The organism is Parathalassolituus penaei (genome assembly GCF_026626885.1).
GTDB classification, from domain to species: Bacteria; Pseudomonadota; Gammaproteobacteria; order Pseudomonadales; family Oceanobacteraceae; genus Oceanobacter; species Oceanobacter penaei.
This window is the reverse complement of record NZ_JAPNOA010000019.1, coordinates 198,878-221,480: the sequence shown is the minus strand read 5'-3', so window position 1 is coordinate 221,480 and position 22,603 is coordinate 198,878. Positions and strand designations below refer to the sequence as shown.

General features: G+C 53.7%; 35 protein-coding genes. 30 read left to right on the top strand and 5 right to left on the bottom strand.

Going from position 1 to position 22,603, the window contains the following annotated elements; genetic code table 11:
• The 29 genes from OUO13_RS06935 to rplQ all read left to right on the top strand — a co-directional run.
• On the top strand, positions 1-116 hold a 116-nt coding region (locus OUO13_RS06935), incomplete at its 5' end, for an EF-Tu C-terminal domain-related protein (RefSeq protein WP_283173140.1).
• Between the two features lie 230 nt (positions 117-346).
• Entirely contained in the window at positions 347-655 is a 309-nt protein-coding gene (rpsJ, locus tag OUO13_RS06930) for a 30S ribosomal protein S10 (protein WP_283173136.1), read from the top strand.
• A gap of 96 nt (positions 656-751) precedes the next feature.
• Positions 752-1,384, top strand: coding sequence for a 50S ribosomal protein L3 (rplC, locus tag OUO13_RS06925; RefSeq protein ID WP_283173135.1), 633 nt, complete (start codon positions 752-754; stop codon positions 1,382-1,384).
• 3 nt (positions 1,385-1,387) lie between these two features.
• Positions 1,388-1,990 (top strand): 50S ribosomal protein L4, encoded by a 603-nt coding sequence (gene rplD, locus OUO13_RS06920; protein WP_283173134.1) that lies wholly within the window; start codon positions 1,388-1,390, stop codon positions 1,988-1,990.
• Positions 1,987-2,283, top strand: a complete 297-nt coding sequence (gene rplW / locus OUO13_RS06915) for a 50S ribosomal protein L23 (protein ID WP_283173133.1) — start codon at positions 1,987-1,989, stop codon at positions 2,281-2,283. The genes rplD and rplW overlap by 4 nt, the downstream gene beginning before the upstream one ends.
• Before the next feature lie 13 nt (positions 2,284-2,296).
• Positions 2,297-3,121: a 50S ribosomal protein L2 gene (gene rplB / locus OUO13_RS06910; RefSeq protein WP_283173132.1), complete on the top strand. Its 825-nt coding sequence runs from the start codon at positions 2,297-2,299 to the stop codon at positions 3,119-3,121.
• Positions 3,122-3,138: 17 nt separating this feature from the next.
• The gene (gene rpsS / locus OUO13_RS06905; RefSeq protein WP_283173131.1) at positions 3,139-3,414 is read left to right on the top strand and encodes a 30S ribosomal protein S19; all 276 of its coding nucleotides are present in this window, start codon (positions 3,139-3,141) and stop codon (positions 3,412-3,414) included.
• A 13-nt stretch (positions 3,415-3,427) separates the two neighbouring features.
• Positions 3,428-3,760, top strand: coding sequence for a 50S ribosomal protein L22 (rplV, locus tag OUO13_RS06900; RefSeq protein ID WP_283173130.1), 333 nt, complete (start codon positions 3,428-3,430; stop codon positions 3,758-3,760).
• Between the two features lie 12 nt (positions 3,761-3,772).
• Positions 3,773-4,462 (top strand): 30S ribosomal protein S3, encoded by a 690-nt coding sequence (gene rpsC / locus OUO13_RS06895; protein WP_283173129.1) that lies wholly within the window; start codon positions 3,773-3,775, stop codon positions 4,460-4,462.
• 13 nt (positions 4,463-4,475) lie between these two features.
• Positions 4,476-4,889 (top strand): 50S ribosomal protein L16, encoded by a 414-nt coding sequence (rplP, locus tag OUO13_RS06890; RefSeq protein WP_283173128.1) that lies wholly within the window; start codon positions 4,476-4,478, stop codon positions 4,887-4,889.
• Positions 4,889-5,080, top strand: a complete 192-nt coding sequence (rpmC, locus tag OUO13_RS06885) for a 50S ribosomal protein L29 (RefSeq protein WP_283173127.1) — start codon at positions 4,889-4,891, stop codon at positions 5,078-5,080. Before rplP ends, rpmC begins: the two co-directional genes overlap by 1 nt.
• A 2-nt stretch (positions 5,081-5,082) precedes the next feature.
• Entirely contained in the window at positions 5,083-5,349 is a 267-nt protein-coding gene (gene rpsQ / locus OUO13_RS06880) for a 30S ribosomal protein S17 (RefSeq protein ID WP_283173126.1), read from the top strand.
• Between the two features lie 32 nt (positions 5,350-5,381).
• A complete protein-coding gene (gene rplN, locus OUO13_RS06875) occupies positions 5,382-5,750 on the top strand; it encodes a 50S ribosomal protein L14 (RefSeq protein ID WP_283173125.1) in 369 nt (122 codons plus the stop codon).
• Positions 5,751-5,764: 14 nt separating this feature from the next.
• Positions 5,765-6,079 carry a 50S ribosomal protein L24 gene (gene rplX, locus OUO13_RS06870; RefSeq protein WP_283173124.1) on the top strand — a complete coding sequence of 105 codons (315 nt, stop codon included), beginning with the start codon at positions 5,765-5,767 and terminating at the stop codon, positions 6,077-6,079.
• 19 nt (positions 6,080-6,098) lie between these two features.
• Entirely contained in the window at positions 6,099-6,638 is a 540-nt protein-coding gene (rplE, locus tag OUO13_RS06865) for a 50S ribosomal protein L5 (RefSeq protein ID WP_283173123.1), read from the top strand.
• An 11-nt stretch (positions 6,639-6,649) separates the two neighbouring features.
• Positions 6,650-6,955, top strand: coding sequence for a 30S ribosomal protein S14 (rpsN, locus tag OUO13_RS06860; protein WP_283173122.1), 306 nt, complete (start codon positions 6,650-6,652; stop codon positions 6,953-6,955).
• Between the two features lie 55 nt (positions 6,956-7,010).
• Positions 7,011-7,403, top strand: a complete 393-nt coding sequence (gene rpsH / locus OUO13_RS06855; protein WP_283173121.1) for a 30S ribosomal protein S8 — start codon at positions 7,011-7,013, stop codon at positions 7,401-7,403.
• A gap of 10 nt (positions 7,404-7,413) precedes the next feature.
• Entirely contained in the window at positions 7,414-7,947 is a 534-nt protein-coding gene (rplF, locus tag OUO13_RS06850; RefSeq protein WP_283173120.1) for a 50S ribosomal protein L6, read from the top strand.
• Between the two features lie 10 nt (positions 7,948-7,957).
• Positions 7,958-8,308, top strand: a complete 351-nt coding sequence (rplR, locus tag OUO13_RS06845; RefSeq protein ID WP_283173119.1) for a 50S ribosomal protein L18 — start codon at positions 7,958-7,960, stop codon at positions 8,306-8,308.
• Between the two features lie 12 nt (positions 8,309-8,320).
• Entirely contained in the window at positions 8,321-8,863 is a 543-nt protein-coding gene (rpsE, locus tag OUO13_RS06840) for a 30S ribosomal protein S5 (RefSeq protein ID WP_283173118.1), read from the top strand.
• A 6-nt stretch (positions 8,864-8,869) separates the two neighbouring features.
• Entirely contained in the window at positions 8,870-9,055 is a 186-nt protein-coding gene (rpmD, locus tag OUO13_RS06835) for a 50S ribosomal protein L30 (RefSeq protein ID WP_283173117.1), read from the top strand.
• Position 9,056: 1 nt separating this feature from the next.
• Positions 9,057-9,491 carry a 50S ribosomal protein L15 gene (gene rplO / locus OUO13_RS06830; protein WP_283173116.1) on the top strand — a complete coding sequence of 145 codons (435 nt, stop codon included), beginning with the start codon at positions 9,057-9,059 and terminating at the stop codon, positions 9,489-9,491.
• Positions 9,491-10,816, top strand: a complete 1,326-nt coding sequence (secY, locus tag OUO13_RS06825; protein WP_283173115.1) for a preprotein translocase subunit SecY — start codon at positions 9,491-9,493, stop codon at positions 10,814-10,816. The genes rplO and secY overlap by 1 nt, the downstream gene beginning before the upstream one ends.
• Before the next feature lie 20 nt (positions 10,817-10,836).
• Positions 10,837-10,950 carry a 50S ribosomal protein L36 gene (gene rpmJ, locus OUO13_RS06820; RefSeq protein WP_283173114.1) on the top strand — a complete coding sequence of 38 codons (114 nt, stop codon included), beginning with the start codon at positions 10,837-10,839 and terminating at the stop codon, positions 10,948-10,950.
• A gap of 104 nt (positions 10,951-11,054) precedes the next feature.
• Positions 11,055-11,411, top strand: coding sequence for a 30S ribosomal protein S13 (gene rpsM, locus OUO13_RS06815; RefSeq protein ID WP_283173113.1), 357 nt, complete (start codon positions 11,055-11,057; stop codon positions 11,409-11,411).
• A gap of 81 nt (positions 11,412-11,492) precedes the next feature.
• Positions 11,493-11,882, top strand: a complete 390-nt coding sequence (gene rpsK, locus OUO13_RS06810; RefSeq protein ID WP_283173112.1) for a 30S ribosomal protein S11 — start codon at positions 11,493-11,495, stop codon at positions 11,880-11,882.
• Between the two features lie 12 nt (positions 11,883-11,894).
• Positions 11,895-12,515 carry a 30S ribosomal protein S4 gene (gene rpsD, locus OUO13_RS06805; RefSeq protein ID WP_283173111.1) on the top strand — a complete coding sequence of 207 codons (621 nt, stop codon included), beginning with the start codon at positions 11,895-11,897 and terminating at the stop codon, positions 12,513-12,515.
• A gap of 21 nt (positions 12,516-12,536) precedes the next feature.
• Positions 12,537-13,538, top strand: coding sequence for a DNA-directed RNA polymerase subunit alpha (locus tag OUO13_RS06800; RefSeq protein ID WP_283173110.1), 1,002 nt, complete (start codon positions 12,537-12,539; stop codon positions 13,536-13,538).
• A gap of 31 nt (positions 13,539-13,569) precedes the next feature.
• The gene (rplQ, locus tag OUO13_RS06795; protein WP_283173109.1) at positions 13,570-13,980 is read left to right on the top strand and encodes a 50S ribosomal protein L17; all 411 of its coding nucleotides are present in this window, start codon (positions 13,570-13,572) and stop codon (positions 13,978-13,980) included.
• 569 nt (positions 13,981-14,549) lie between these two features.
• Here the strand turns inward: rplQ and OUO13_RS06790 are convergent.
• The 5 genes from OUO13_RS06790 to OUO13_RS06770 form a co-directional block, all read right to left on the bottom strand.
• A complete protein-coding gene (locus OUO13_RS06790) occupies positions 14,550-14,873 on the bottom strand; it encodes a DUF3240 family protein (RefSeq protein ID WP_283173108.1) in 324 nt (107 codons plus the stop codon).
• Positions 14,870-17,929, bottom strand: a complete 3,060-nt coding sequence (locus OUO13_RS06785) for an efflux RND transporter permease subunit (RefSeq protein ID WP_283173107.1) — start codon at positions 17,927-17,929, stop codon at positions 14,870-14,872. Before OUO13_RS06785 ends, OUO13_RS06790 begins: the two co-directional genes overlap by 4 nt.
• Before the next feature lie 5 nt (positions 17,930-17,934).
• A complete protein-coding gene (locus OUO13_RS06780; RefSeq protein ID WP_283173106.1) occupies positions 17,935-19,065 on the bottom strand; it encodes an efflux RND transporter periplasmic adaptor subunit in 1,131 nt (376 codons plus the stop codon).
• Positions 19,062-20,258, bottom strand: a complete 1,197-nt coding sequence (locus OUO13_RS06775) for a TolC family protein (protein WP_283173105.1) — start codon at positions 20,256-20,258, stop codon at positions 19,062-19,064. The genes OUO13_RS06780 and OUO13_RS06775 overlap by 4 nt, the downstream gene beginning before the upstream one ends.
• 133 nt (positions 20,259-20,391) lie before the next feature.
• The gene (locus OUO13_RS06770) at positions 20,392-21,387 is read right to left on the bottom strand and encodes a glutathione S-transferase family protein (RefSeq protein WP_283173104.1); all 996 of its coding nucleotides are present in this window, start codon (positions 21,385-21,387) and stop codon (positions 20,392-20,394) included.
• Positions 21,388-21,548: 161 nt separating this feature from the next.
• Here OUO13_RS06770 and OUO13_RS06765 point away from each other — a divergent pair, with 161 nt between their 5' ends.
• Positions 21,549-22,565, top strand: coding sequence for a CobW family GTP-binding protein (locus OUO13_RS06765; RefSeq protein ID WP_283173103.1), 1,017 nt, complete (start codon positions 21,549-21,551; stop codon positions 22,563-22,565).
• The last annotated feature ends 38 nt before the right edge of the window (positions 22,566-22,603 follow it).

Sequence of the window (22,603 nt, the reverse complement as noted above, 5' to 3'; positions counted from 1 at the left end):
TTGGTCTGACTGTTACCCTGATCCACCCAGTTGCGATGGATGAAGGTCTGCGCTTCGCGATCCGTGAAGGCGGCCGTACTGTTGGTGCTGGCGTGGTAGCCAAAGTTATCGAGTGATAACTGCACTCTGAGAGGACATCGCCCGATGTTCTCTCGCTCAAAAAAGCCGCTGCCCTGTGGTGGCTTTTTTCATCTTCTGTTCTTTTTCCCCGCTCTTTTTATCACCTCCAGGTTGTCTGACTGAATTTTAATTTATTCAGTTGACACTTTTTGTACAGCCGCATACAATTCGCGTCCCCTTGAACTGGGGGGAAGCGAGCTCTGGCACATAAATTTGGAGTTTGGTAATGAACCAACGTATCCGTATTCGTTTAAAGGCGTTCGACCATCGCCTGATCGATACTTCGACTCAGGAAATTGTCGATACCGCTAAACGTACGGGCGCTCAGGTACGCGGCCCAATCCCGCTGCCGACCCGTAAAGAGCGTTTTACCGTTCTGATCTCTCCGCACGTTAACAAAGACGCGCGTGATCAGTACGAAATCCGTACTCACAAGCGCATGCTCGACATCGTTGAGCCAACTGAAAAAACTGTTGACGCGCTGATGAAACTGGATCTGGCTGCCGGTGTGGAAGTTCAGATCAGTCTTGGTTAAGAAACCCTCCCTTCTTGACCTTACACAGTGCTCTGTGTAACGCCCATAACGGGCGGCCATAGTGGGTAAAAGCCCCGTACACGAGAGGTATATTAAATGGCAATTGGTATTGTCGGTAAAAAGGCGGGTATGACCCGTATCTTTACCGAAGCAGGTCAATCTATTGCTGTGACCGTTCTGGAGGCAACTCCGAACCGTGTGTCTCAGGTTAAAACTGTTGACACCGATGGTTACAGCGCTATTCAGATTACTTATGGCGTTAAAAAAGCATCCCGCGTTTCCAAGCCGGAAGCAGGTCACTTCGCCAAGGCGAATGTTGAAGCTGGCCGTGGCGTGCTGGAATTCCGTACTGAAGAATCCTTCAGCTCAGGTGATGAACTGACTGTTGCCCAGTTTGAAGCTGGCCAGAAAGTAGACGTTACTGGTGTTTCCAAAGGTAAAGGCTTCCAGGGTGGCGTTAAGCGCTGGAACTTCCGTACCCAGGACGCTACTCACGGTAACTCTGTATCTCACCGTGCTCCTGGTTCTATCGGTCAGTGTCAGACCCCAGGTCGCGTGTGGAAAGGCAAGAAAATGGCCGGTCACATGGGCGCTGAACAAGTAACCACCCAGAGCCTCGAAATCGTTCGGGTTGATGTTGAAAACAACCTGATTCTGGTTAAGGGTGCCGTTCCTGGTGCTACTGGTTCTGACATCATTGTGAAGCCAGCAGTAAAGGCAAAGGGGTAAGCGATGGAACTGAAAACTAACGCAGGTACTGCGGTAGCGGTTTCTGACGCTACCTTCGGTCGTGAATACAACGAATCTCTGGTTCACCAGATCGTTACCGCCTATATGGCTGGCGGTCGTCAGGGCACCAAAGCCCAGAAGACTCGTTCTGAAGTCACTGGTGGTGGTATCAAACCATGGCGTCAGAAGGGTACTGGCCGCGCTCGCTCCGGTACTTCAAACAGCCCTATCTGGCGTTCCGGTGGTGTGACCTTCGCTGCCAAGCCACGCAGCTACGAACAGAAAGTTAACAAGAAGATGTTCCGTGCAGCAATGCAGGTCATTCTGTCTGAACTGGTTCGTCAGGGTCGTCTGGTGGTTGCTGATTCTTTTGGCGTTGAAAGCCACAAGACCAAAGAATTTGTAGCCAAGCTGAAAGAGCTGGAACTGAACAACGTACTGATTATTTCTGACGAAGTTGACGAGAAGCTGTACCTGGCTGCTCGCAATGTTCCGCACGTGGGTGTTACCGAAGCAGCTGCTATTGATCCGGTTAGCCTGATTGCGTTCGAAAAAGTATTGGTGACTGTGCCAGCCTTGAAACAACTCGAGGAGGCATACGCATGATTCGTGAGCGCATTTACAAGGTACTGGTTGCTCCACAGATTTCTGAAAAAGCAACCTGGGTAGCTGAAAAATACGGCCAATACGTTTTCCGTGTTGCTCCGGATGCTACCAAACCAGAGATCAAAGAAGCTGTTGAAGCACTGTTCGAAGTCAAAGTTGACTCCGTACGTGTTGTTAACATCAAGGGTAAAACCAAGCGTACTGTCCGTGGTGTGGGCAAGCGTAACGACGTGCGTAAAGCATACGTTACTCTGGCTGCCGGTCAGGACATCGATTTTACTGACGCGGAATAAGGAGAGCTAAGTCATGGCATTGGTGAAAACTAAACCGACTTCAGCTGGCCGTCGCCACGTTGTTAAAGTCGTAAACAACGATCTGCACAAAGGTGCTCCTTTTGCAGCTCTGGTTGAAAAGAAGTCCAAACACAGCGGTCGTAACAACAACGGTCGTATTACCGTTCGTCATCAGGGTGGTGGTCACAAGCAGCACTACCGTCTGGTTGACTTCAAGCGTGACAAAGACGGCGTTCCAGCTGTTGTTGAGCGCCTGGAATACGATCCAAACCGTAGCGCCCACATCGCTCTGCTGAAGTACGCAGACGGTGAACGCCGTTACATTCTGGCTGCCAAAGGTATGGCTGCTGGTGATGCAGTGATTTCCGGAGAAGACGCACCGATCAAAGCCGGTAGCGCTATGTCTCTGCGTAACATCCCTGTAGGTAGCGTTATCCACAACATCGAACTGAAGCCAGGTAAAGGCGGCCAGCTGGCTCGCTCCGCTGGTACTTCTGCTCAGCTGGTTGCTCGTGAAGGTGCTTACTGCACTCTGCGTCTGCGTTCCGGTGAAATGCGTAAAGTACTGGCCGATTGCCGCGCTACCCTCGGTGAAGTTGGTAACTCCGAACATGGTCTTCGTGAGCTCGGTAAAGCTGGTGCCAAGCGTTGGCGCGGTATTCGCCCAACCGTACGTGGTACTGCCATGAACCCGGTTGACCACCCACACGGTGGTGGTGAAGGTCGCACCTTTGGTAAGCACCCTGTATCTCCATGGGGCGTTCCAACCAAGGGCTACAAGACTCGTAAGAATAAGCGTACCAATAATCTGATCGTACGCCGTCGTTCTGCGAAATAATTAGAGAGGATTGAACTGTGCCACGTTCATTGAAAAAAGGTCCGTTTATCGACCATCACTTGATGAAGAAGGTAGAGGCCGCTCTTGAGAAGAACGACAAGCGTCCGATCAAGACCTGGTCTCGCCGCTCCACAATCTTCCCGGATTTTGTGGGCCTGACTCTGGCCGTACACAACGGCAAAACCCACGTGCCTGTTTTCGTAACTGAAGACATGGTTGGTCACAAACTCGGCGAATTCGCTCTGACCCGTACTTACAAGGGTCACGTAGCGGATAAGAAAGCCAAACGCTAAGAAGGGGTGAATCATGTCTGAAGTAGCCGCCGTATTACGTGGTGCTCGCTTGTCCGCGCAGAAAGCGCGCCTGGTTGCGGATCAAATCCGTGGCAAGAAAGTGGATGAGGCTCTGAACATTCTGGCTTTCAGCCCTAAAAAAGGTGCTGATCTGGTCAAGAAGGCTCTGGAGTCTGCTATCGCCAACGCCGAACACAATGATGGCGCTGACGTTGATGAGCTGCGTGTAAGCACCATCTTCGTTGACGAAGGTATGACCATGAAGCGTATTCAGCCACGTGCCAAAGGCCGTGCTGACCGCATCTGCAAGCGTACCTGTCACATCACTGTGAAAGTTTCAGAATAAGGAGTTGGTCAGATGGGTCAGAAAGTACATCCCACAGGTATCCGTCTCGGTATCACCAAGGACCACAACTCCGTTTGGTATGCTGGTAAAGACAAATATGCCGACAACCTGCTGACTGATATCGCAGTTCGCTCTCTGATTGAGAAGCGTCTGGAAAAAGCTTCTGTTAGCAAGGTAGTAATTGAGCGTCCAGCTCAGAACGCCAAAGTAACCATCCACACTGCCCGTCCAGGTATCGTGATCGGCAAGAAGGGTGAAGACGTTGAAGTTCTGCGTAAGGACCTGAGCGATGTGATGGGTATCCCGGTTCACATCAACATTGAAGAAGTTCGTAAGCCTGATCTGGATGCCAAACTGGTTGCCCAGAGCGTTGCCAGCCAGCTGGAGCGTCGTGTTATGTTCCGTCGCGCTATGAAGCGTGCCGTACAGAACGCCATGCGCGGTGGTGCCGAAGGTATCAAGATCCAGGTTAGCGGCCGTCTTGGCGGTGCTGAGATTGCTCGTAGCGAATGGTACCGTGAAGGTCGTGTGCCTCTGCACACCCTGCGTGCCGATATCGACTACGCAACCTACGAAGCACACACCACCTACGGTGTTATTGGCGTGAAAGTGTGGATCTTCAAAGGTGAGATCCTCGGCGGCATCCAGGAAGTCCGCGAACGTGCCAAGAACCAGGGCAAGAAAAAAACCGGTCGCGCATAAGGGGATTTGAGTTATGTTGTTACCAAAACGTACGAAATTCCGCAAAGTACAGACCGGTCGTAACCGTGGCCTGGCCATTCGTGGCTCCAAGGTTTCCTTCGGTGAGTTCGCCCTGAAAGCAACTGGCCGTGGCCGTCTGACTTCGCGTCAAATTGAATCTGCACGTCGTGCGCTGACCCGTAAGGTGAAGCGTGGTGGTAAAATCTGGATCCGTGTGTTCCCGGACAAGCCGATTACCGAAAAGCCCCTCGAAGTTCGTATGGGTAAAGGTAAGGGTAACGTGGAATACTGGGTATGCCAGATCCAACCAGGTCGTATCCTGTACGAGATCGAAGGTGTGCCTGAAGAGCTGGCTCGCGAAGCATTCGCGCTGGCTTCTGCCAAGCTGCCTTTCGAAACTGTATTCGTTAAACGGACGGTGCTGTGATGAAAGCAAGTGAACTGAAAGACAAGTCAGTAGCTGAGCTGAACTCTCAGCTGCTCGAACTGCTGGGCGAACAATTCAAGCTGCGGATGCAAAAAGCTACCGGTCAGCTGGGTCAAAACCACCTGATTGGTCAGATCCGTCGTGATATCGCTCGTGTAAAAACCGTGCTGGCACAGAAGGCAGGTGAATAATCATGACTGAGAACACCAAAGCTGTTCGCACTCTGAGCGGTCGCGTAGTAAGCAACAAGATGGACAAGTCCATCACTGTAGTCGTTGAACGTTTTGTAAAACACCCGATTTACAAGAAGTTCGTTAAGCGTTCTACCAAAGTTATGGCACACGATGCCAACAACGAGTGCCAGATCGGTGATCTGGTAACCGTGCAAGAGTCACGCCCGCTGTCCAAGCGTAAGACCTGGGCGCTGGTAACCATCGACGAGCGCGCCGCCAAGGTCTAACGACCGGGCGCATGTAGTTAGGAGCGAGAGGCATGATCCAAACTCAAACCATGCTTGACGTTGCCGACAACAGCGGCGCGAAGCGCGTACAGTGCATTAAAGTACTGGGCGGTTCACATCGTCGCTATGCCGGCATCGGTGATCTGATCAAGGTATCCGTGAAGGAAGCAATTCCACGCGGTAAAGTAAGAAAAGGCCAGGTAATGAACGCTGTGGTTGTACGTACCCGTAAAGGCGTACGTCGTCCAGATGGTTCAATCATCCGCTTTGACGTCAACTCTGCTGTTCTGCTGAACAACTCTTTGTCGCCAATCGGTACCCGTATCTTTGGCCCAGTGACTCGTGAACTGCGTTCTGAGCAGTTCATGAAGATCATTTCCCTGGCACCAGAAGTGCTGTAAGGGAGGGAATGGTTATGTTGAAAATCCGTAGCAAAGACGAAGTAGTCGTCATCGCCGGCCGTGACAAAGGCAAGCGTGGCACCGTTCAGAAAGTTCTGACCGATGGCCGCCTGATTGTTACCGGCGTAAACATGGTGAAAAAACACCAGAAGCCAAACCCGTACCTGCAGCAACCAGGCGGTATCGTTGAGAAAGAAACTGGTATCCAGGCTTCCAACGTTGCCATCTGGAACCCGAAAACCCAGAAAGCCGACCGCGTTGGCTTTAAGGTTGAAGGTGACAGCAAGGTACGTATTTTCAAATCCACTGGCGACGTAATCGACGCTTGATAGGGGCTGGGATACTGCTATGTCACGTTTAGAAAACCTGTACAAAGAAGAAGTAGTAGCCAAGCTGCAACAAGAGTTTGGTTACAAGAACATCATGGAAGTGCCACGCATCACCAAAATCACCCTGAACATGGGTGTTGGTGAAGCACTGGGCGACAAGAAACTGCTGGACAACGCCGTTGCTGAACTGCAAGCGATCGCTGGCCAGAAAGTTGTTGTTACCAAGGCACGTAAGTCCGTAGCGAGCTTCAAAGTTCGTGAAGGCTGGCCAATCGGCTGTAAAGTTACCCTGCGTCGCGATCGTATGTGGGAATTCATGGATCGTCTGATCGACATCGCTCTGCCACGTGTTCGCGACTTCCGCGGCATCAACGGCAAGTCTTTCGACGGTCGTGGTAACTACAGCATGGGCGTGAAAGAACAGATCATTTTCCCGGAAATTGAATACGACAAAGTAGACAAAGTCCGTGGTATGGATGTGACTATCACCACCACAGCCAAAACCAACGAAGAAGGCCGCGCTCTGCTGAAAGCGCTGCAGTTCCCGTTCCGCAACTAAGGAGTTGACTCATGGCTAAAGTAAGCATGAAGAATCGTGAACTGAAGCGCGAAAAACTGGTAGCCAAGTACGCTGCAAAGCGTGAAGAACTGCGCGCTATCATTCAGAATCCAGCTTCTTCTGATGAAGATCGCTGGAATGCACAACAGTCTCTGCAAAAGCTGCCACGTGACTCGTCACCAAGCCGTCTGCAGCGTCGTTGTCAAATGACTGGCCGTCCGCACGGCGTTTACCGCAAGTTCAAGCTGTCACGTATCAAACTGCGTGAAGAAGGCATGAAAGGTAACGTGCCAGGCCTGAAGAAAGCTAGTTGGTAAGCAATCTCCCCCCGCGCAAGTGGGGGGAACGCTGCACAACCGAGGTATATCCTAAATGAGTATGCAAGATACGTTGGCGGATATGTTCACCCGCATTCGTAATGCCCAGCAAGCTGGTCATACGACTGTGAGCATGCCGTCTTCTAAAATGAAGAAGTCTGTTGCCCAGGTTCTGGAAGCAGAAGGTTACATCACTGGTTTTTCAATCGATGAGGCTGCCAAGCCATCTCTGACCATCGTTCTGAAATACTACGAAGGCAAGCCAGTTATTGAACGTATCCAGCGCGTTTCCCGCCCTGGTCTGCGTCAGTACAAAGGCGTTTCCGAGCTGCCAAAAGTGGAAGCCGGTCTGGGCGTTGCCATTGTGTCCACCTCTAAAGGCGTTATGACCGATCGCGCTGCCCGTGCTGCGGGCGTGGGCGGTGAGGTTATCGCGACCGTATTCTAAGGGGGATACCATGTCTCGTGTTGCCAAGTCTCCTGTAGCAATTCCAGCTGGCGTTGAAGTCACTCTGGAAGCAGGAAAGATCTCTGTAAAGGGTAAGCAGGGCCAGCTGGAACTCGCAGTGCACAACGCTGTTGAGATCAAGCAGGAAGACAATGTTCTGCTGTTTGCTCCAAAAGATGCTGAAAAGCAATCTGACGCTCTGGCCGGTACTTTCCGTGCCCTGGTAAACAATATGGTTACCGGTGTTAGCGTTGGTTTTGAAAAGAAACTGGTTCTGCAGGGCGTTGGTTATCGTGCCAAAGCATCCGGCAAAACCCTGAATTTGGTCCTGGGCTTCTCCCATCCGATCGATTACGAATTGCCGGAAGGCGTAACCGCTGAGACTCCTACTCAGACTGAAGTTGTACTGAAAGGTATCGACAAACAGCAAGTAGGTCAGGTTGCTGCCGAGATCCGCGGCTACCGTCCACCAGAGCCATACAAAGGCAAGGGTGTTCGCTATGCTGACGAAATCGTACTTCGTAAAGAAGCCAAGAAAAAATAAGGGCTAGGCCATGATTGAGAAGAAAAAAGCTCGTCTGCGCCGTGCCGCTAAAACACGGAGTCACATCCGTGAGAAAGGCGCGGTCCGTCTGTGCGTACACCGTACGCCACGACACATCTACGCTCAGATTATCTCTGCCAACGGCGCTAGCGTCCTGGCTGCTGCTTCCACTGTTGAAGCTGATCTGCGTAGCGAAACTACCGGCAACGTATCTGCCGCTACCAAGGTTGGCCAGCTGATCGCCGAACGTGCGAAAGCTGCTGGTATCACCAAAGTTGCGTTTGATCGCTCCGGTTTCAAATACCATGGTCGTGTTAAAGCTCTTGCTGACGCGGCTCGTGAAAACGGCCTGGAATTCTAAGGGTTAATGATCATGGCAAATAACGAACGTAACGAACGTAACAACGATCGTAATAACGACCGCGTTGAACGTACCGAAAGCGAGTTCCAGGAAAAACTGGTCCAGGTTAACCGTGTAGCCAAAGTAGTAAAAGGTGGTCGTATTTTCGCCTTTACCGCTCTGACTGTGGTTGGCGATGGCAATGGTCGTGTAGGCTTCGGCCGCGGCAAATCCCGTGAAGTTCCTCTGGCTATCCAGAAGGCAATGGAACAGGCCAAGCGCAACATGATCACTGTACAGCTGGATGGTAACACCCTGCAGTACCCAGTACGCGCTCGTCACTCTGGTTCCCAGATCTACATGCAGCCTGCCTCCGAAGGTACCGGTATCATCGCCGGCGGTGCAATGCGTGCCGTTCTGGAGATGGTTGGCGTGAAGAACGTACTGGCCAAGTGCTACGGTTCTACCAACCCGAACAACGTTGTGCGTGCAACTTTTAACGCTCTGGCCAAAATGAAGTCCCCTGAACAGGTGGCTGCAAAGCGTGGCAAGACTGTTGAAGAGATCCTGGGGTAATTCATTATGGAAAAGAAAACTGTAAAAGTTACCCAGATCCGCAGCACCATCGGCAAGCTGCCTAAGCACCGTGAGACCATGAAAGGTCTGGGTCTGCGTCGCATCGGTCACACTGTTGTACTGGAAGATACTCCTTCAGTACGCGGTATGATCAACCAGGTTCAGTACATGGTTAAGGTAGAAGGGGAGTAATATGCGTCTCAACGAATTGAGCCCAGCTCCTGGCTCCAAGCCAGTTCGCAAGCGCGTTGGTCGTGGTATCGGCTCTGGTCTGGGCAAGACCTGTGGTCGCGGTCACAAAGGTATGAAGTCCCGCTCTGGCGGTGGTGTTGCTTTCGGTTTCGAAGGCGGCCAGATGCCAATGCATCGTCGTCTGCCTAAATTCGGCTTCTACTCTCGCAAAGCTCAGTACGTGGCGGAAATCCGTCTGAACGAACTGACTCTGGTTGAGGGTGATGTTGTTGACCTGGCAGCGCTGAAAGCGGCTGACGTGATCGGTGAAAAGATCAAGGAAGGCCGTGTGATTCTGTCTGGTGAAATCACCAAGGCAGTAACCGTAAAAGGTCTGAAAGTCACTCAAGGCGCCAAGGCTGCCATTGAAGCAGCGGGCGGTAAGGTCGAAGACTAATGGCTACTCAAGGCTCACTTCCACAAGGCATGCAAAAAGGATTGGCAGAACTCTGGGCCCGTATCCGTTTTGTATTGCTGGCAATTGTTGTATACCGGATTGGCACCCATATCCCGGTGCCAGGGATTAACCCGGAAGCGTTGGCGAGACTGTTCGAGCAGAACCAGGGGACAATCCTGGAGATGTTCAACATGTTCTCCGGTGGTGCTCTCGAACGCATGAGTATTCTTGCGCTCGGGATCATGCCGTACATCTCCGCCTCTATCATTATGCAACTGCTGACGGCGGTGAGCCCTCAGCTTGAGCAGCTGAAAAAAGAAGGTGAAGCGGGTCGTCGCAAAATTACCCAGTACACCCGTTACGGGACTGTACTCCTTGCCAGCATTCAGGCCGTCGGCGTGTCCGCCGGTCTGGCTGGCCAGGGCGTTACCTTCTCTTCAGGCTTCGATTTTTACGTCGCATCTGTACCGTCCTTCGTGGCCGGTGCGGTGTTCATGATGTGGCTCGGTGAGCAGGTGACTGAGCGTGGTATCGGTAACGGGATTTCGATTCTGATTTTCTCCGGTATCGTTGCTGGTCTGCCAAAAGCGGTCGGTCAGGCGTTCGAGTCTGCCCGTCAAGGCGACCTGAACATCCTGCTGTTGCTGGTGATTGCAGTTCTGGCTGTGGCGGTGATTGCGTTTATCGTATTCGTCGAGCGTGGTCAGCGTCGTATCACTATCAACTATGCCAAGCGTCAGGTGGGTAACCGCCAGATGGCAGCACAGAGCAGTCATCTGCCTCTGAAACTGAATATGGCCGGTGTTATTCCAGCGATCTTCGCCTCCAGCTTGCTGCTGTTCCCAGCGTCCCTGGGTCAGTGGTTCGGCAAGGGTGAGGGTATGGAATGGCTCCAGGATGTCAGCATGGCGCTGGCACCAAGCCAGCCCCTTTACATCGTTTTGTTTGCTGCTGGCATCATCTTTTTCTGCTACTTCTACACCGCGCTGATGTTCAGCCCGAAAGATGTAGCCGAGAATCTGAAGAAGTCAGGTGCCTTTATTCCAGGTATCCGTCCTGGCATCCAGACCGCCAACTACATTGATGGTGTTCTGGGTCGTCTGACGCTGTTTGGTTCGCTGTACATCACAGCTGTTTGTCTGTTGCCTCAATTCCTTGTGATGGCTGCTGACGTGCCATTCTATTTTGGTGGTACCTCTCTGCTGATCGTGGTGGTGGTAGTAATGGACTTTATGGCCCAGGTTCAGTCACACCTGATGTCGCACCAGTACGAGTCCCTGATGAAGAAAGCAAATTTGAAGAATATGGGGTCAGCCCTGCGCTGATTCCATTTTAGGAGACTGTCATGAAAGTACGTGCGTCTGTTAAAAAAATGTGCCGTCAGTGCAAGATCATTCGTCGTAACGGTTCCGTTCGCGTGATCTGTGCTGATCCGAAGCACAAACAACGTCAGGGTTAATTTCTGACGCGGCGGGTGTGGAAACTTCGAGCTGCTTGCAATTTACGCAAAGCGGCTGTAGTATTCCGCGCCCTTTCATCAAGTAAAGTGTAACGGAGTTAGACATGGCCCGTATTGCCGGTGTCAATATTCCTGACAACAAGCATGCAGTGATTTCCCTGACCTATGTTTTCGGGATTGGTAAAACCACTGCCAAGCAGATCTGTGCTGTAACCGGAATCGCAGAGACCACCAAAATTGGTACTCTGTCTGAAGAACAGCTGGATCTGATCCGTAACGAAGTGGCCAAGTACACCGTTGAAGGTGACCTGCGTCGTGAGCTGCAAATGAGCATCAAACGTTTGATGGACATGGGCTGCTACCGCGGTATCCGTCATCGTCGCAGCCTGCCACTCCGCGGACAGCGTACTAAAACTAATGCTCGTACCCGTAAGGGTCCGCGCAAGCCGATTCGTAAGTAATCTCCTGATTACCCGGAACGGACTTTTAGTGTAGCTGCATTCATCTTGTTGCAGTGTTGATATTAAAAGCAGGATTTAAAAATGGCTAAGCCACAAAAATCTACGAAGAAAAAAGTTAAAAAGCAGGTGGTGGACGGGATTGCCCATATCCACGCCTCTTTTAACAACACCATCGTAACCATTACCGACCGTCAAGGTAACGCCCTGTCCTGGGCTACCGCCGGTGGTTCTGGTTTCCGTGGTTCCCGCAAGAGCACTCCTTTTGCCGCTCAGGTGGCAGCAGAACGTGCCGGTGAAGCGGCAAAAGAGTATGGCCTGAAGAATCTGGACGTTGAAGTTAAAGGTCCAGGCCCAGGTCGTGAGTCTGCAGTTCGCGCTCTGAATGCTTGTGGTTACAAAATCTCCAACATTACAGACGTGACTCCGATTCCTCATAACGGCTGTCGTCCACCTAAGAAGCGTCGCGTATAAGGAGTCTGAAGAATGGCACGTTATATTGGTCCAAAATGTAAACTGTCTCGTCGCGAAGGAACTGACCTGTTCCTGAAGAGCGGTATTCGTGCACTGGATTCCAAGTGCAAACTGGAAACCAAACCAGGTGTTCACGGCGCTGGCCGTGGCCGTCTGTCTGACTACGGTCTGCAGCTGCGTGAGAAGCAGAAAGTCCGTCGTCTGTACGGCATCCTGGAAAAGCAGTTCCGCAGCTACTACAAAGAAGCTGCTCGTCGTAAGGGCGCCACTGGCGAAAACCTGCTGCAACTGCTGGAGTCCCGTCTGGACAACGTGGTTTACCGCATGGGCTTCGGTTCTACTCGCGCCGAATCTCGTCAGCTGGTATCCCACAAAGCTGTAACTGTTAACGGTCGTACCGTAAACATTCCGTCTTTCCAGGTTCAAGCTGGTGACGTGGTTGCAATTCGCGAAAAGGCGAAAAACCAGGATCGTATCAAGTCTGCTCTGGAACTGGCTGGTCAGCGTGCTGATTGCCCGTGGATCAACGTCGATTCCAGCAAGATGGAAGGTACTTACACCAACGCTCCGGAACGCGCTGATCTCCCAGCCGAGATCAACGAAAACCTGATCGTGGAACTTTACTCCAAGTAATAGAGGAGCTTAAGGGCAGCTATGCAGCGTGCAGTGAATGAATTTTTGACACCTCGTAACATCCAGGTAGAAGAAGTCAGCGGAACCCACGCCAAGGTAACTCTTGAGCCACTGGAGCGTGGCTTCGGCCACACTCTTGGCGCAGCCTTGCGCCGGATTCTGCTGTCGTCCATGCCTGGTGCAGCGATTGTCGAATGCGAGATCGACGGCGTGTTGCACGAGTACAGCGCTATCGAAGGCGTGCAGGAAGACGTAATTGAAATCCTGCTGAACCTGAAGGGCGTTGCAGTCAAACTGCACGAACGCGATGAAGCCAATCTGAGCCTGACCAAAACTGGTCCAGGCACAGTAACAGCTGCCGATATCCAACTGGATCACGGTGTTGACATTGCCAACCCTGGCCATGTCATCGCTCACCTGGGTGAAGGCGCTACTCTGAAGATGAACCTCAAGGTTGCTTCAGGCCGCGGTTACGAAACTGTGGAAGCGCGTTACCAGGGTGACGAGGAAACCAAGGCCATTGGTAAACTTCAGCTCGATGCTACTTACAGCCCGGTCAAGCGTGTTTCTTACAGCGTAGATAGCGCTCGTGTGGAACAGCGTACTGACCTGGACAAGCTGGTTATTGATCTGGAAACCAACGGTACTATTGATCCAGAAGAAGCGATCCGTCGTTCCGCGACCATCTTGCAACAACAGTTGGCTATCTTCGTTAATCTCGAAAATGACGAAGTGGTTGAACAGGTTCGTGAAGAAGAGGAAATTGATCCGATTCTGCTGCGTCCTGTTGATGACCTGGAGCTCACCGTACGCTCCGCCAACTGTTTGAAAGCAGAAAATATTTACTACATCGGTGATCTGATCCAGCGTACTGAAGTAGAGCTGTTGAAGACACCTAACCTGGGTAAAAAGTCTCTGACTGAAATCAAAGACGTTCTGGCCTCTCGCGGTCTGTCGTTGGGTATGCACCTGGAGAACTGGCCGCCAGCCAGCCTCCGTAACGACGACAAAGTGCTTGCGTAAGCTGAGCGTTCAGTTAGTAAGGAATTAAACCATGCGTCATCGTAAAAGTGGTCGTCACTTCAATCGTACCAGCGCACACCGTCAAGCCATGTTGAAGAACATGGCTGTGAGCCTGTTCGAGCATGAAATCATCAAGACGACTCTGCCTAAGGCAAAAGAACTGCGCCGCGTTGCTGAGCCACTGATCACTCTGGCTAAAGAAGATTCAGTTGCAAACCGTCGTCTGGCGTTTGACCGTACCCGCAGCAAAGAAGCGGTTGGCAAGCTGTTCACTGAACTGGGTCCGCGTTACCAGACCCGTCCAGGCGGCTACATCCGTATCCTGAAGTGCGGCTTCCGCGCCGGTGACAACGCTCCTATGGCGTTTGTTGAACTGGTTGATCGCCCTGTTGTTGTAGCAGAAAGCGACGTGGTAGAAGTACAGGACGAAGCTGCTGAGTAATCAGTGCTTCGACCATAAGAAACCCGCTCTCGAGCGGGTTTTTTTATGCCTGTTATTCAGCCCTTTATGAAGACGCTGTCTGGTCAGACCTCAGTGTTTGCCTGCTGATATACCCTAGTCTTGGCTAGCCTGTTGCTACCCTGTGCCCGAAATCGTTGAGCACATTGCTTCTCCGCCTTTTCCTGTCCTAAGCCCTTATCACACCATGGCTTGTGAATCCTGATATTACCCGAGCGATTTGCCCTCTATTGGTTGTTTATTACTCAGAAAGCTGCGCTGGCAGAATCACAGCTTTTTATTCCACACTTGGCTTGGTTAATCCCCAGCTACCGGGTTCAACCGTTCGTATGAGCTGGCTGCAGAGTGATTGGTTCGTTCGTTACCACCATTTTGCAGGCATAAAAAAAGGCGAGTCCGGGGGACTCGCCTGGCAAAGAAGGTACTCATCCATGAGTGACGATCATGATGTAGCTGGGCTACTCCGCTACAGTATTCCAAGTCGCTGTCAGATAGTGACTGGCGGTGTAAAGAATGGTCATACCCTCGCGAACGATCGGATTCAGACCCTTTTAGTGGCTTTTATTGTCAGGGTTTTTATTCAGGCTGCCGGCGGATAAAACCGCCGTTTCCCAGTAGTGAATATCTTGTCCTGCAAATTCCTGATGCATTTGTGCGATCAGTTGTTCGCCGTGGTTTTTCGGCATATGCAGGCTGATCAGGGTTCGTTTCTGTTTACCCTGAATCTGCTCATCGAGGCTCAGATGATCGGTGCGATCACTATGACCCCAACCTTGCCAGGAGGTGAATCCTGGCCAGCCCTGACCTAACAGCCAGTCAGTGAACAGATCGGCACGGGAAGGGGGAACCGAAACGGTTAACATGATCAGGTTCATACACGCACCTCCAGAATAAAACGGCGGTAAAGAATCGGCAGTACATAGAGGGTCAGCAGAGTTGAGGTCGCCAGACCACCAATCACCACGATGGCCAGAGGTTTCTGGATTTCACTGCCAGGGCCGGTGGCGAACAGCAGTGGCAACAAGCCGATGGCACCGGTGCTGGCGGTCATCAAAACCGGGCGTAAACGGCTGACGGCACCATCCATGACCTGACGGGCGCCTTCGATGCCAATGCTGGCCAGATGGCGGAACTGGTCAACCAATACCACACCGTTCAGCACTGCCACACCCAGCAGAGCGATAAAACCTACGGACGCCGGTACCGACATGTATTCACCACTGATCGCCAGTGCAATCACGCCACCAATCATGGCAAAAGGAATGTTGCAGAGGATCAGCAGGGATTCGCGCAGGTTACCGAAGGTGCTGAACAACACCAGCAGTACCATGGCAATGGCCAGTGGGATCATCAGGGCCAGACGAGCGTTGGCGCGTTGCTGGTTCTCGAATTCACCACCCCAGGCGAGGTTATAACCGGCTGGCACCTTGATATCGTTTTCTACCGCCTGGCGGGCATTGTTAACAAAATCGCTCAGCGCCATACCATCAACGTTAATGGTTACCACCGCAAAACGCTGGCCACCTTCACGGCGAATCAATACCGGGCCGGGCTGTTCCTCTGCCGTCACCAGCACTGACAGTGGCACCGACTGGCCATCGGCTGTGGATAGCCAGTGATTGTTCAGCAGCTGTTGGACCTGAGTTGCGGCTGGCTGTTTCAGCTGGATTGGAATCTGGCGATCGGTGTAAATCAGGTTACCGGCAGGCAGTCCTTCCAGTGCAGCCCGCAAGGATTCCTGCACCTCGGCAGTGCTCAGTCCAGCCTTGCGAATCTGGTAGTCATCCGGTGTCAGACGCAGGTAATGCATACCGTCGGCTTGCGACAACAACACTTCTGATGCTCCCGGTAATTCACCCACTTTGGCGGCGATGGCTTCCGCCAGTGATTGCAGTTGTCCAAGCTCCGGGCCAAATACCTTGATGGCCAGGTCACCACGGGAGCCGGAAATCATTTCCGATACCCGCATATCAATCGGCTGGGTAAAGCCATAGTTCAGGCCCGGGAAGCGGTCCAGCACGGTCCGAATCTGCTCTTGCAGGGCTGCCTTGTCGGCCGCTTGCCATTCTTCGCGTGGTTTCAGTTGCAGGAACATATCGGTTTCGTTGAGGCCCATCGGGTCCATACCGAGGTCGTCTGAACCGGCGCGGGCGACAATACGTTTGATATCCGGAATTTCCGCCAGTAACGCCCGTTCGACCTGCTGATCCAGCTGCAATGAAGCTTCGAGATTAATGGTCGGGATTTTCTCCAGCTGAACGATCAGGTCTCCTTCGTCCATTTCCGGCATAAAGGCTTTGCCGGTGTTCATAAAGGCCGCCACCGACAGCAGCAGACCGACGGCAATAGCAATAAACAGTGGCATTGGACGGTTCATGACGCTTTGCAGGCTGGCGCGATAACGCTCCTGCAGTTTGATCACCCAGTTTGGCGTGGCCACCTTGTCTGCGTTGATCAGCAGGGTGGTTAACACCGGGATCAGGGTCAACGACACCACCAGGCTGGATGCCAGAGCAAACATGATGGTGAGAGCCACCGGCGCAAACAGTTTGCCCTCCAGTCCCTGCAAGGTGACCAGCGGTGAAAACACCAGCAGGATAATCAGGGTGCCCGACAGAATCGGAATGGTAACTTCCCGCACGGCGCGGAAAATCACGTGCAGGCGGGGCAGTTTGCGATTGGCTTGCTGCAGACGGGTAACGGTGTTTTCAACCACCACCACGGCGCCATCGACCAGCATACCAATGGCAATTGCCAGACCGCCGAGGCTCATCAGGTTGGCACTCATGCCAAATCTGTCCATCAGGATAAAGGTCATCAGCGCTGACATTGGCAGGTTCACCGCCACCACCAATGCCGTGCGGACGTTACCAATAAACAACCCGAGCAGCAGGATCACCAACACCACGGCGACCCACAGGGCTTCGGTTACTGTGCCAACGGCGCGATCGATCAGGTTGCTGCGGTCGTAGAAAACATTGATCGACATGCCTTGTGGCAGGCTTTGGCTGATCTGGTCGAGTTGGCTGCGAACATCACGGATCAGCTGTTGGGCATCACTGTCCTTGAGGGCAATGATCAGAGCCTCCACCGCTTCACCCTTGCCGCTGTCGGTTACGCCGCCGTAACGGGTCAGGCTACCCAGTTCAATACTGGCAACGTCTTCCAGGCGAACTGGCTGACCATTGCTGTAACCGACAATACGGGTTGCGAGGTCTTCAGGCCCGGTCAGGCGACCGGTGGTGGTGACAATAATGCTTTCTTCACCATCGGCGAGGCGGCCGGCACCGTCGTTACGGTTGTTTTCCAGAATAAAACGATGCAGGTCCGACAGGGTCATACCGGCGGCGGCCAGAGCGGGCAGATCCGGGGTCACCTGCCAGCTTTCGACACGCCCACCCAGAGCGTTAACGTCAGCAACACCGGCCACGGTGCGCAGACGTGGACGAATCTGCCAGTCGAGGATGCGGCGTTTTTCTTCCAGTGACTGTGGCCCATCGATGGTGAACATAAACAGCTCACCCAGCGGTGTGCTCATGGGAGCAATACCACCACTGAGGTCTTCCGGCAGATCCGGCCAGATCGCCGCCAGACGCTCGGACACCTGCTGGCGAGCCCAGTAGATATCAGTGCCATCCTCGAAGTTGAGGGTAATGTCGGTGATGCCGTATTTGATCACCGAACGCAGCATCGACTGTTTGGGAATCCCCAGCAGTTCCACTTCAATCTTGCGGGTGACGCGGGTTTCCAGTTCTTCCGGTGGTAAACCCGGTGCCTTGAGGATGATTTTTACCTGTACTGGTGAAATTTCGGGGAAGGCATCAATACGCAGGTTTTGCCAGGTCATGGCACCGGCGGCGAGCAGGCCGATACTCAGTACCAGCACCAGAATCCGTTGTTGCAGAACTATCTGCAGGAAGCGATCGAGCATATCTATTACTCCGCCTCTGCCAGCAGTGCAGCCAGAGCAGCACTGCCCTGAACCGCAATTTCAACGTTATTCAGACGCGGGTCATTCACCAGCAGCTGGCCATTACCTTCGGCGATGGGTTCGACCGCCACGGCTTCCATGGCTCCGGATGGCTGCCGTACAAACAGCATGGATTTGCCCTGATGACGAATGCGGGCGCTGGCTGGCACCACGGTGCCGGTATCAGCACTGCGCAGGGCGATCTGCCAGCGCTGGCCTGGGCGCAGTGGCTGATCAGCAACACTTAGCCATACCGGCACCAGTCCTTGTGGATTGGCGACGTTGCCCACTTCCAGAATCTCGGCGTTCAGAGTCTGTTGGGGATTGTCGTGGGCAATTACCTGCATGGTCTGACCCGGTTGCAGCCGCGCAGCCAGATGGACACTGATATCGGCACGGATTTTCAGGGCATCGTCAGGCCAGAAAGTGGCCAGACCGGTATTTTCATCGGCCAGCTGGCCATTACCGCGCAGGATGCTGATGAGCCAACCGCTGGTGTCGGCATTCATGCTGAATTCGGCGCTGCTACTGCTGCGCCAGGCGGCTGGCAGGTGATCAAGCACCTCCTGACCGGTGCGCATGTCGTCATCGAGTTGCTGGCAGCTGATGGTCTGTTCTTCGACGTCCAGACGTGAGCTGATACCACTCTGCTGGCGTTCCTTGAGGTTTTTCAGGCGCTGGTGACAGAGTCCGGCGCTGGCTTGCATACGACGCTGTTGCTGCAGGAATTGCAGGGCATCGTGGCTGTGCAGGCTCACCAGTGGTGTGCCTTTGCTGATATGGGTCGACTGGTTAACCTTCCAGCTTTCGACGCGGGCACTGAATGGCATCATCAGCTGGCGCTCATCACGACTGTTGACGGCGGTGTAACCATTCACGTTGGCCAGCAACAGGGATTCCGGTGATGGTGAGTCTTCAAAACGTACACCCAGACGAACCAGTTCTTCGGTATCCACAACCGGCAGCGCTTGCGCCTCCGCGGCTTGCCACGGACTCATACCGGTCAGAGCCGATGTCAGCAACAGGATTGCTAACGGCAGAATACGACGGTTGTCGTGGGTGGTGGTGTTTGCAGTGTTGATGGCGGTGGTAGTCATTGCGGAATAACTCCTTGCAGCTGGTTCCAGTCACTGATGGCGCGGGAATAACGTAATTGGGCTTCGTCGGCTTGTTGTTGCAGTTGCCAGATGCTGTCTTGCACCTGTAACCACTGCAGGCCGGGCAGGGTGCCGTTTTTCCAGGCCTGATACTGGCTCTGGTACTGGGCGCTGGCCTGTTTGCCGAGTTCTTGCAGATGGCTGGCCTGGGTCTGCAGATTGGGCAGGTAAGCGGCAAGGGCTGAGCGTTCACGCTCCAGCGTCTGGCGTTGATCGAGCAGAGCGCGTTCGCTGCTGGTGATCTGGCGGATGGCATCACGACGTTCGCGGTAACCGGTGGAGCCAAACGGCACACGGATACCGGCTTCAACCAGATCCGCCGATGGCAGTTGATCAACCGCCGCAACATGGCGCAGGCCAAGGCTGAATTCCGGGGTCATACGGCTGTGTTGCTGCAGCTGTTGTTGCAGTTGGGCGGAATCACGGTTGGCGGACTCCATTTGCAGCAGCGGATGCTGGTCGATGGTCTGTTCCGGGCTCTGACGGAAGCTCCAGTTATCGGGCAGCTCGGTTAAACCGGTCCATTGCTGGAAGCGAGCGGCTTGTTGCTGACGTTCCATGGCCAGTTGCAGCAGGCTGGTTTCGATGGCCTGGCGGGATTGCTGTAATGGCAAGCGATCCGCTGCCGGGCGTTCGCCCTGGCGAATCATTACCTCCAGCCATTGCAGTTGCTGATCGAGGGCGCTGGCCTGCTGCTGCAGGCGTTGCTGGTTCACATTGAGGGTTTGCCACTGCCACCACCAGTCTTGCAGGCGGCCGCTCCATTGCCAGCGCTGGGCGCTGATGTTATGGCTGATCTGCTGTTGTTCGAGGCTGTTAAGCGCCTGGTTGGTGCGGGCGGCAGCGGGCAGATAAACACTGGCACTGACTCCAGCCTGCCATTCACTGGCGATGGCACTGGCCTGATTACCAGTGGCATAACCGACATTCACCGACGGTTGGGCTGCCAACCAGTCGGATGGACGCTGTTGCAGGGCGTGTTGCAGTTGTTGTGGTTCGTTGGCTTCTGGTGAGTGTAACCAGGCGGCATCCAGGGATTCAGTAAAACCAGGCCCGGCAAAAGCCGGCAGGCTGACCAGCAGACTGGATGTTATCCAGCCACCGATGACATACGAGTGAGGGAGTGTTGGCATATCGTCTCTCCGTAAATTTGTAGAGGACGATACGGGTTGATCCTGAATCGAAACTGAAAGGTAACGGGATTGTCAGTAATCGTAAGCTGGCCGTGGTGCTATCAATCACCATGGCCAGATCGGCTGGATCACCTCAGAGTGCGCCCGGCAGAAACCCCGCACGAGGCCCGACCGGTACAATACGGGTCGGATTGATGGTGTCGTGGCTGAAATAGTAGTGACGCTTGATGTGATCGAGGTTCACCGTATCCATGACGCCTGGCAGTTTTTGCAGGCGTTTCATCCAGCGGCTGAGGGCCGGGTAATCGCGAATCAGCTGCAGGTTGCACTTGAAGTGGCCGAAATAGACCGCATCAAAGCGCACCAGCGTGGTAAACAGACGCCAGTCGGCTTCGGTCAGATGGGATTGTCCAAGCGCATCGTTGACCAGCCAGCGTTGGCCAGCGAGCAAGGTATCCAGCTGATCCAGCTCGGCAAACAGGGTGCTAACGGCGGCTTCGTATTTGTCGGCCGCGGTGGCAAAACCAGCCTTGTACACACCGTTGTTGACCCGGTGGTAGATGCGCTCGTTAATGGCATCAATATCGGCACGCAATGCCTGTGGATAAAAATCGAGGCTGTTGCCGGTAATCTGGTCAAACGCTGAGTTGAACATCCGGATAATCTCGGATGATTCGTTACTGACGATGCAGTTGCGTTGCTTGTCCCACAGTACTGGCACGGTGACACGGCCACTGTAATCCGGTTTGTGACGGGTATAGATCTGGTGTAGATAACGGCTGTTGAACAGTTCATCACCGTTGCTGCGGAAGCGTGGGTCCGGATGTTCGGTATCGAACTCCCAGCCCTGTGACAACATGTCGGGGGATACCACTGACACGCTGATATGCTCTTGCAGGCCCTTGAGCTCACGGAAAATCAGGGTGCGATGGGCCCATGGGCACGCCAGCGATACGTACAGGTGATAACGGCCAGATTCGGCTTTGAAGCCAGCATCACCACTGGGGCCAGCGCTGCCATCGGCGGTAATCCAGTGACGGATGGCAGCATCCTCACGCTGGAATGCACCATCGGTTTTACTGGTGTCGTACCACTGGTCGTGCCATTGTCCGTTGATTAACAAGCCCATGGAATCTCCGTTGAATCTGGGTAGATGGCCAGTTTAACGATTGCAACTTTCGATAAAAGCGCAAATATTGGGCAATTATTTTCGTATTTTTCGCAAGAATAACCGGGCCTGCTGATCCCCGGTTGAGCTTATATCTGCGTATTTTCTGGAGACTGTCTGTCATGAGCCAGCCTGTTCGTCCCCGAGTTCATCTGATTACCGGCTTTCTGGGTACCGGCAAAACCACCACCATTCTGCACTGGTTGCAGCAGCGCCCGCAGGATCAGAAGTGGGCGGTGCTGGTTAATGAATTCGGTGATGTCGGGGTGGATGGCGCCATTCTCAAACAGCTGGGGGATGGCGTGGCAGTGCGCGAAGTGGCAGGTGGCTGTCTCTGTTGTGTCTCCGGGCTGCCGTTCCAGATCGGCCTCAATATGCTGATTGCCCGTGAAAAACCGGATGTGTTGCTGATTGAACCAACCGGTCTTGGTCATCCACGCCAGATTCTGCAGATTCTGCGTCAGCCGACCTATCAGAACACGCTGGAGATTGGCACCACGGTAACTCTGGTGGACCCGCGTCATCTGAGCCAGCAGCGTTATCGCCAGCATGAGATTTATGCCGATCAGCTGGCGGTGGCCGATGTGCTGGTGGCCAACAAGATTGATCTTTGCAGTGCCGATGACCTGCAGGCTTTTGATCAGCTGGTTGAAAGCCAGCCGCTGCTGGCTTCCGCTCGGGTACAGCAGGGGCAGGTATCGATTGATGTGTTACAAGCCTTGCCTGAGCCGGTGTCGGCGGTGGCGTCGGACAACGGGGCGAGTGTGCAGACTGTGTCAGCACCGGCCCTGCTGGTGGATCTGCAAATGCCGTTGGCACTGGCCGCTGGTGAAACCGGCAAACGGCTACAAAAAGAGGCCGATGGCCTGACCTCGGTGGGCTGGTTGCTGGCTGGCAATCGCACTTTCCGGGCGCTGGCGCTGGCCGACTGGCTTGGCAATCTCGATTGTGAGCGTGGCAAGGCGCTGATGAATACCGATGAAGGCAGCCGCATCTACAACCTCCGTGAAGGGGTGTTGTCGGAAGTGGCCTGTGATCCCGCCGGAGAAAGCCGTCTGGAATTGATTCTGCACAGCCCGGTGGATGCCGACGCGCTGGAGCAGGCGTTATTGGCCTGTGAAATTCCACTTGCTCCGTAATTCACGGATGAACCGAAGCTCTGACGCCCGTGAAACGG

Coding starts and splice junctions, on each gene's coding strand:
- rplC (WP_283173135.1), top strand. CDS start 752: ATGGCAATTGGTATTGTCGGTAAAAAGGCGGGTATGACCCGTATCTTT.
- rplX (WP_283173124.1), top strand. CDS start 5,765: ATGTTGAAAATCCGTAGCAAAGACGAAGTAGTCGTCATCGCCGGCCGT.
- rplQ (WP_283173109.1), top strand. CDS start 13,570: ATGCGTCATCGTAAAAGTGGTCGTCACTTCAATCGTACCAGCGCACAC.
- OUO13_RS06790 (WP_283173108.1), bottom strand. CDS start 14,873: ATGAACCTGATCATGTTAACCGTTTCGGTTCCCCCTTCCCGTGCCGAT.
- rplV (WP_283173130.1), top strand. CDS start 3,428: ATGTCTGAAGTAGCCGCCGTATTACGTGGTGCTCGCTTGTCCGCGCAG.
- rpsM (WP_283173113.1), top strand. CDS start 11,055: ATGGCCCGTATTGCCGGTGTCAATATTCCTGACAACAAGCATGCAGTG.
- rpmD (WP_283173117.1), top strand. CDS start 8,870: ATGGAAAAGAAAACTGTAAAAGTTACCCAGATCCGCAGCACCATCGGC.
- rpmC (WP_283173127.1), top strand. CDS start 4,889: ATGAAAGCAAGTGAACTGAAAGACAAGTCAGTAGCTGAGCTGAACTCT.
- rpsE (WP_283173118.1), top strand. CDS start 8,321: ATGGCAAATAACGAACGTAACGAACGTAACAACGATCGTAATAACGAC.
- OUO13_RS06775 (WP_283173105.1), bottom strand. CDS start 20,258: ATGCCAACACTCCCTCACTCGTATGTCATCGGTGGCTGGATAACATCC.
- rplB (WP_283173132.1), top strand. CDS start 2,297: ATGGCATTGGTGAAAACTAAACCGACTTCAGCTGGCCGTCGCCACGTT.
- OUO13_RS06785 (WP_283173107.1), bottom strand. CDS start 17,929: ATGCTCGATCGCTTCCTGCAGATAGTTCTGCAACAACGGATTCTGGTG.
- rpsD (WP_283173111.1), top strand. CDS start 11,895: ATGGCACGTTATATTGGTCCAAAATGTAAACTGTCTCGTCGCGAAGGA.
- secY (WP_283173115.1), top strand. CDS start 9,491: ATGGCTACTCAAGGCTCACTTCCACAAGGCATGCAAAAAGGATTGGCA.
- OUO13_RS06780 (WP_283173106.1), bottom strand. CDS start 19,065: ATGACTACCACCGCCATCAACACTGCAAACACCACCACCCACGACAAC.
- rpmJ (WP_283173114.1), top strand. CDS start 10,837: ATGAAAGTACGTGCGTCTGTTAAAAAAATGTGCCGTCAGTGCAAGATC.
- rplP (WP_283173128.1), top strand. CDS start 4,476: ATGTTGTTACCAAAACGTACGAAATTCCGCAAAGTACAGACCGGTCGT.
- rplD (WP_283173134.1), top strand. CDS start 1,388: ATGGAACTGAAAACTAACGCAGGTACTGCGGTAGCGGTTTCTGACGCT.
- rpsN (WP_283173122.1), top strand. CDS start 6,650: ATGGCTAAAGTAAGCATGAAGAATCGTGAACTGAAGCGCGAAAAACTG.
- rpsK (WP_283173112.1), top strand. CDS start 11,493: ATGGCTAAGCCACAAAAATCTACGAAGAAAAAAGTTAAAAAGCAGGTG.
- rplF (WP_283173120.1), top strand. CDS start 7,414: ATGTCTCGTGTTGCCAAGTCTCCTGTAGCAATTCCAGCTGGCGTTGAA.
- OUO13_RS06770 (WP_283173104.1), bottom strand. CDS start 21,387: ATGGGCTTGTTAATCAACGGACAATGGCACGACCAGTGGTACGACACC.
- rplR (WP_283173119.1), top strand. CDS start 7,958: ATGATTGAGAAGAAAAAAGCTCGTCTGCGCCGTGCCGCTAAAACACGG.
- rpsJ (WP_283173136.1), top strand. CDS start 347: ATGAACCAACGTATCCGTATTCGTTTAAAGGCGTTCGACCATCGCCTG.
- rplW (WP_283173133.1), top strand. CDS start 1,987: ATGATTCGTGAGCGCATTTACAAGGTACTGGTTGCTCCACAGATTTCT.
- rplO (WP_283173116.1), top strand. CDS start 9,057: ATGCGTCTCAACGAATTGAGCCCAGCTCCTGGCTCCAAGCCAGTTCGC.
- rpsC (WP_283173129.1), top strand. CDS start 3,773: ATGGGTCAGAAAGTACATCCCACAGGTATCCGTCTCGGTATCACCAAG.
- rpsQ (WP_283173126.1), top strand. CDS start 5,083: ATGACTGAGAACACCAAAGCTGTTCGCACTCTGAGCGGTCGCGTAGTA.
- OUO13_RS06800 (WP_283173110.1), top strand. CDS start 12,537: ATGCAGCGTGCAGTGAATGAATTTTTGACACCTCGTAACATCCAGGTA.
- OUO13_RS06765 (WP_283173103.1), top strand. CDS start 21,549: ATGAGCCAGCCTGTTCGTCCCCGAGTTCATCTGATTACCGGCTTTCTG.
- rpsH (WP_283173121.1), top strand. CDS start 7,011: ATGAGTATGCAAGATACGTTGGCGGATATGTTCACCCGCATTCGTAAT.
- rplE (WP_283173123.1), top strand. CDS start 6,099: ATGTCACGTTTAGAAAACCTGTACAAAGAAGAAGTAGTAGCCAAGCTG.
- rplN (WP_283173125.1), top strand. CDS start 5,382: ATGATCCAAACTCAAACCATGCTTGACGTTGCCGACAACAGCGGCGCG.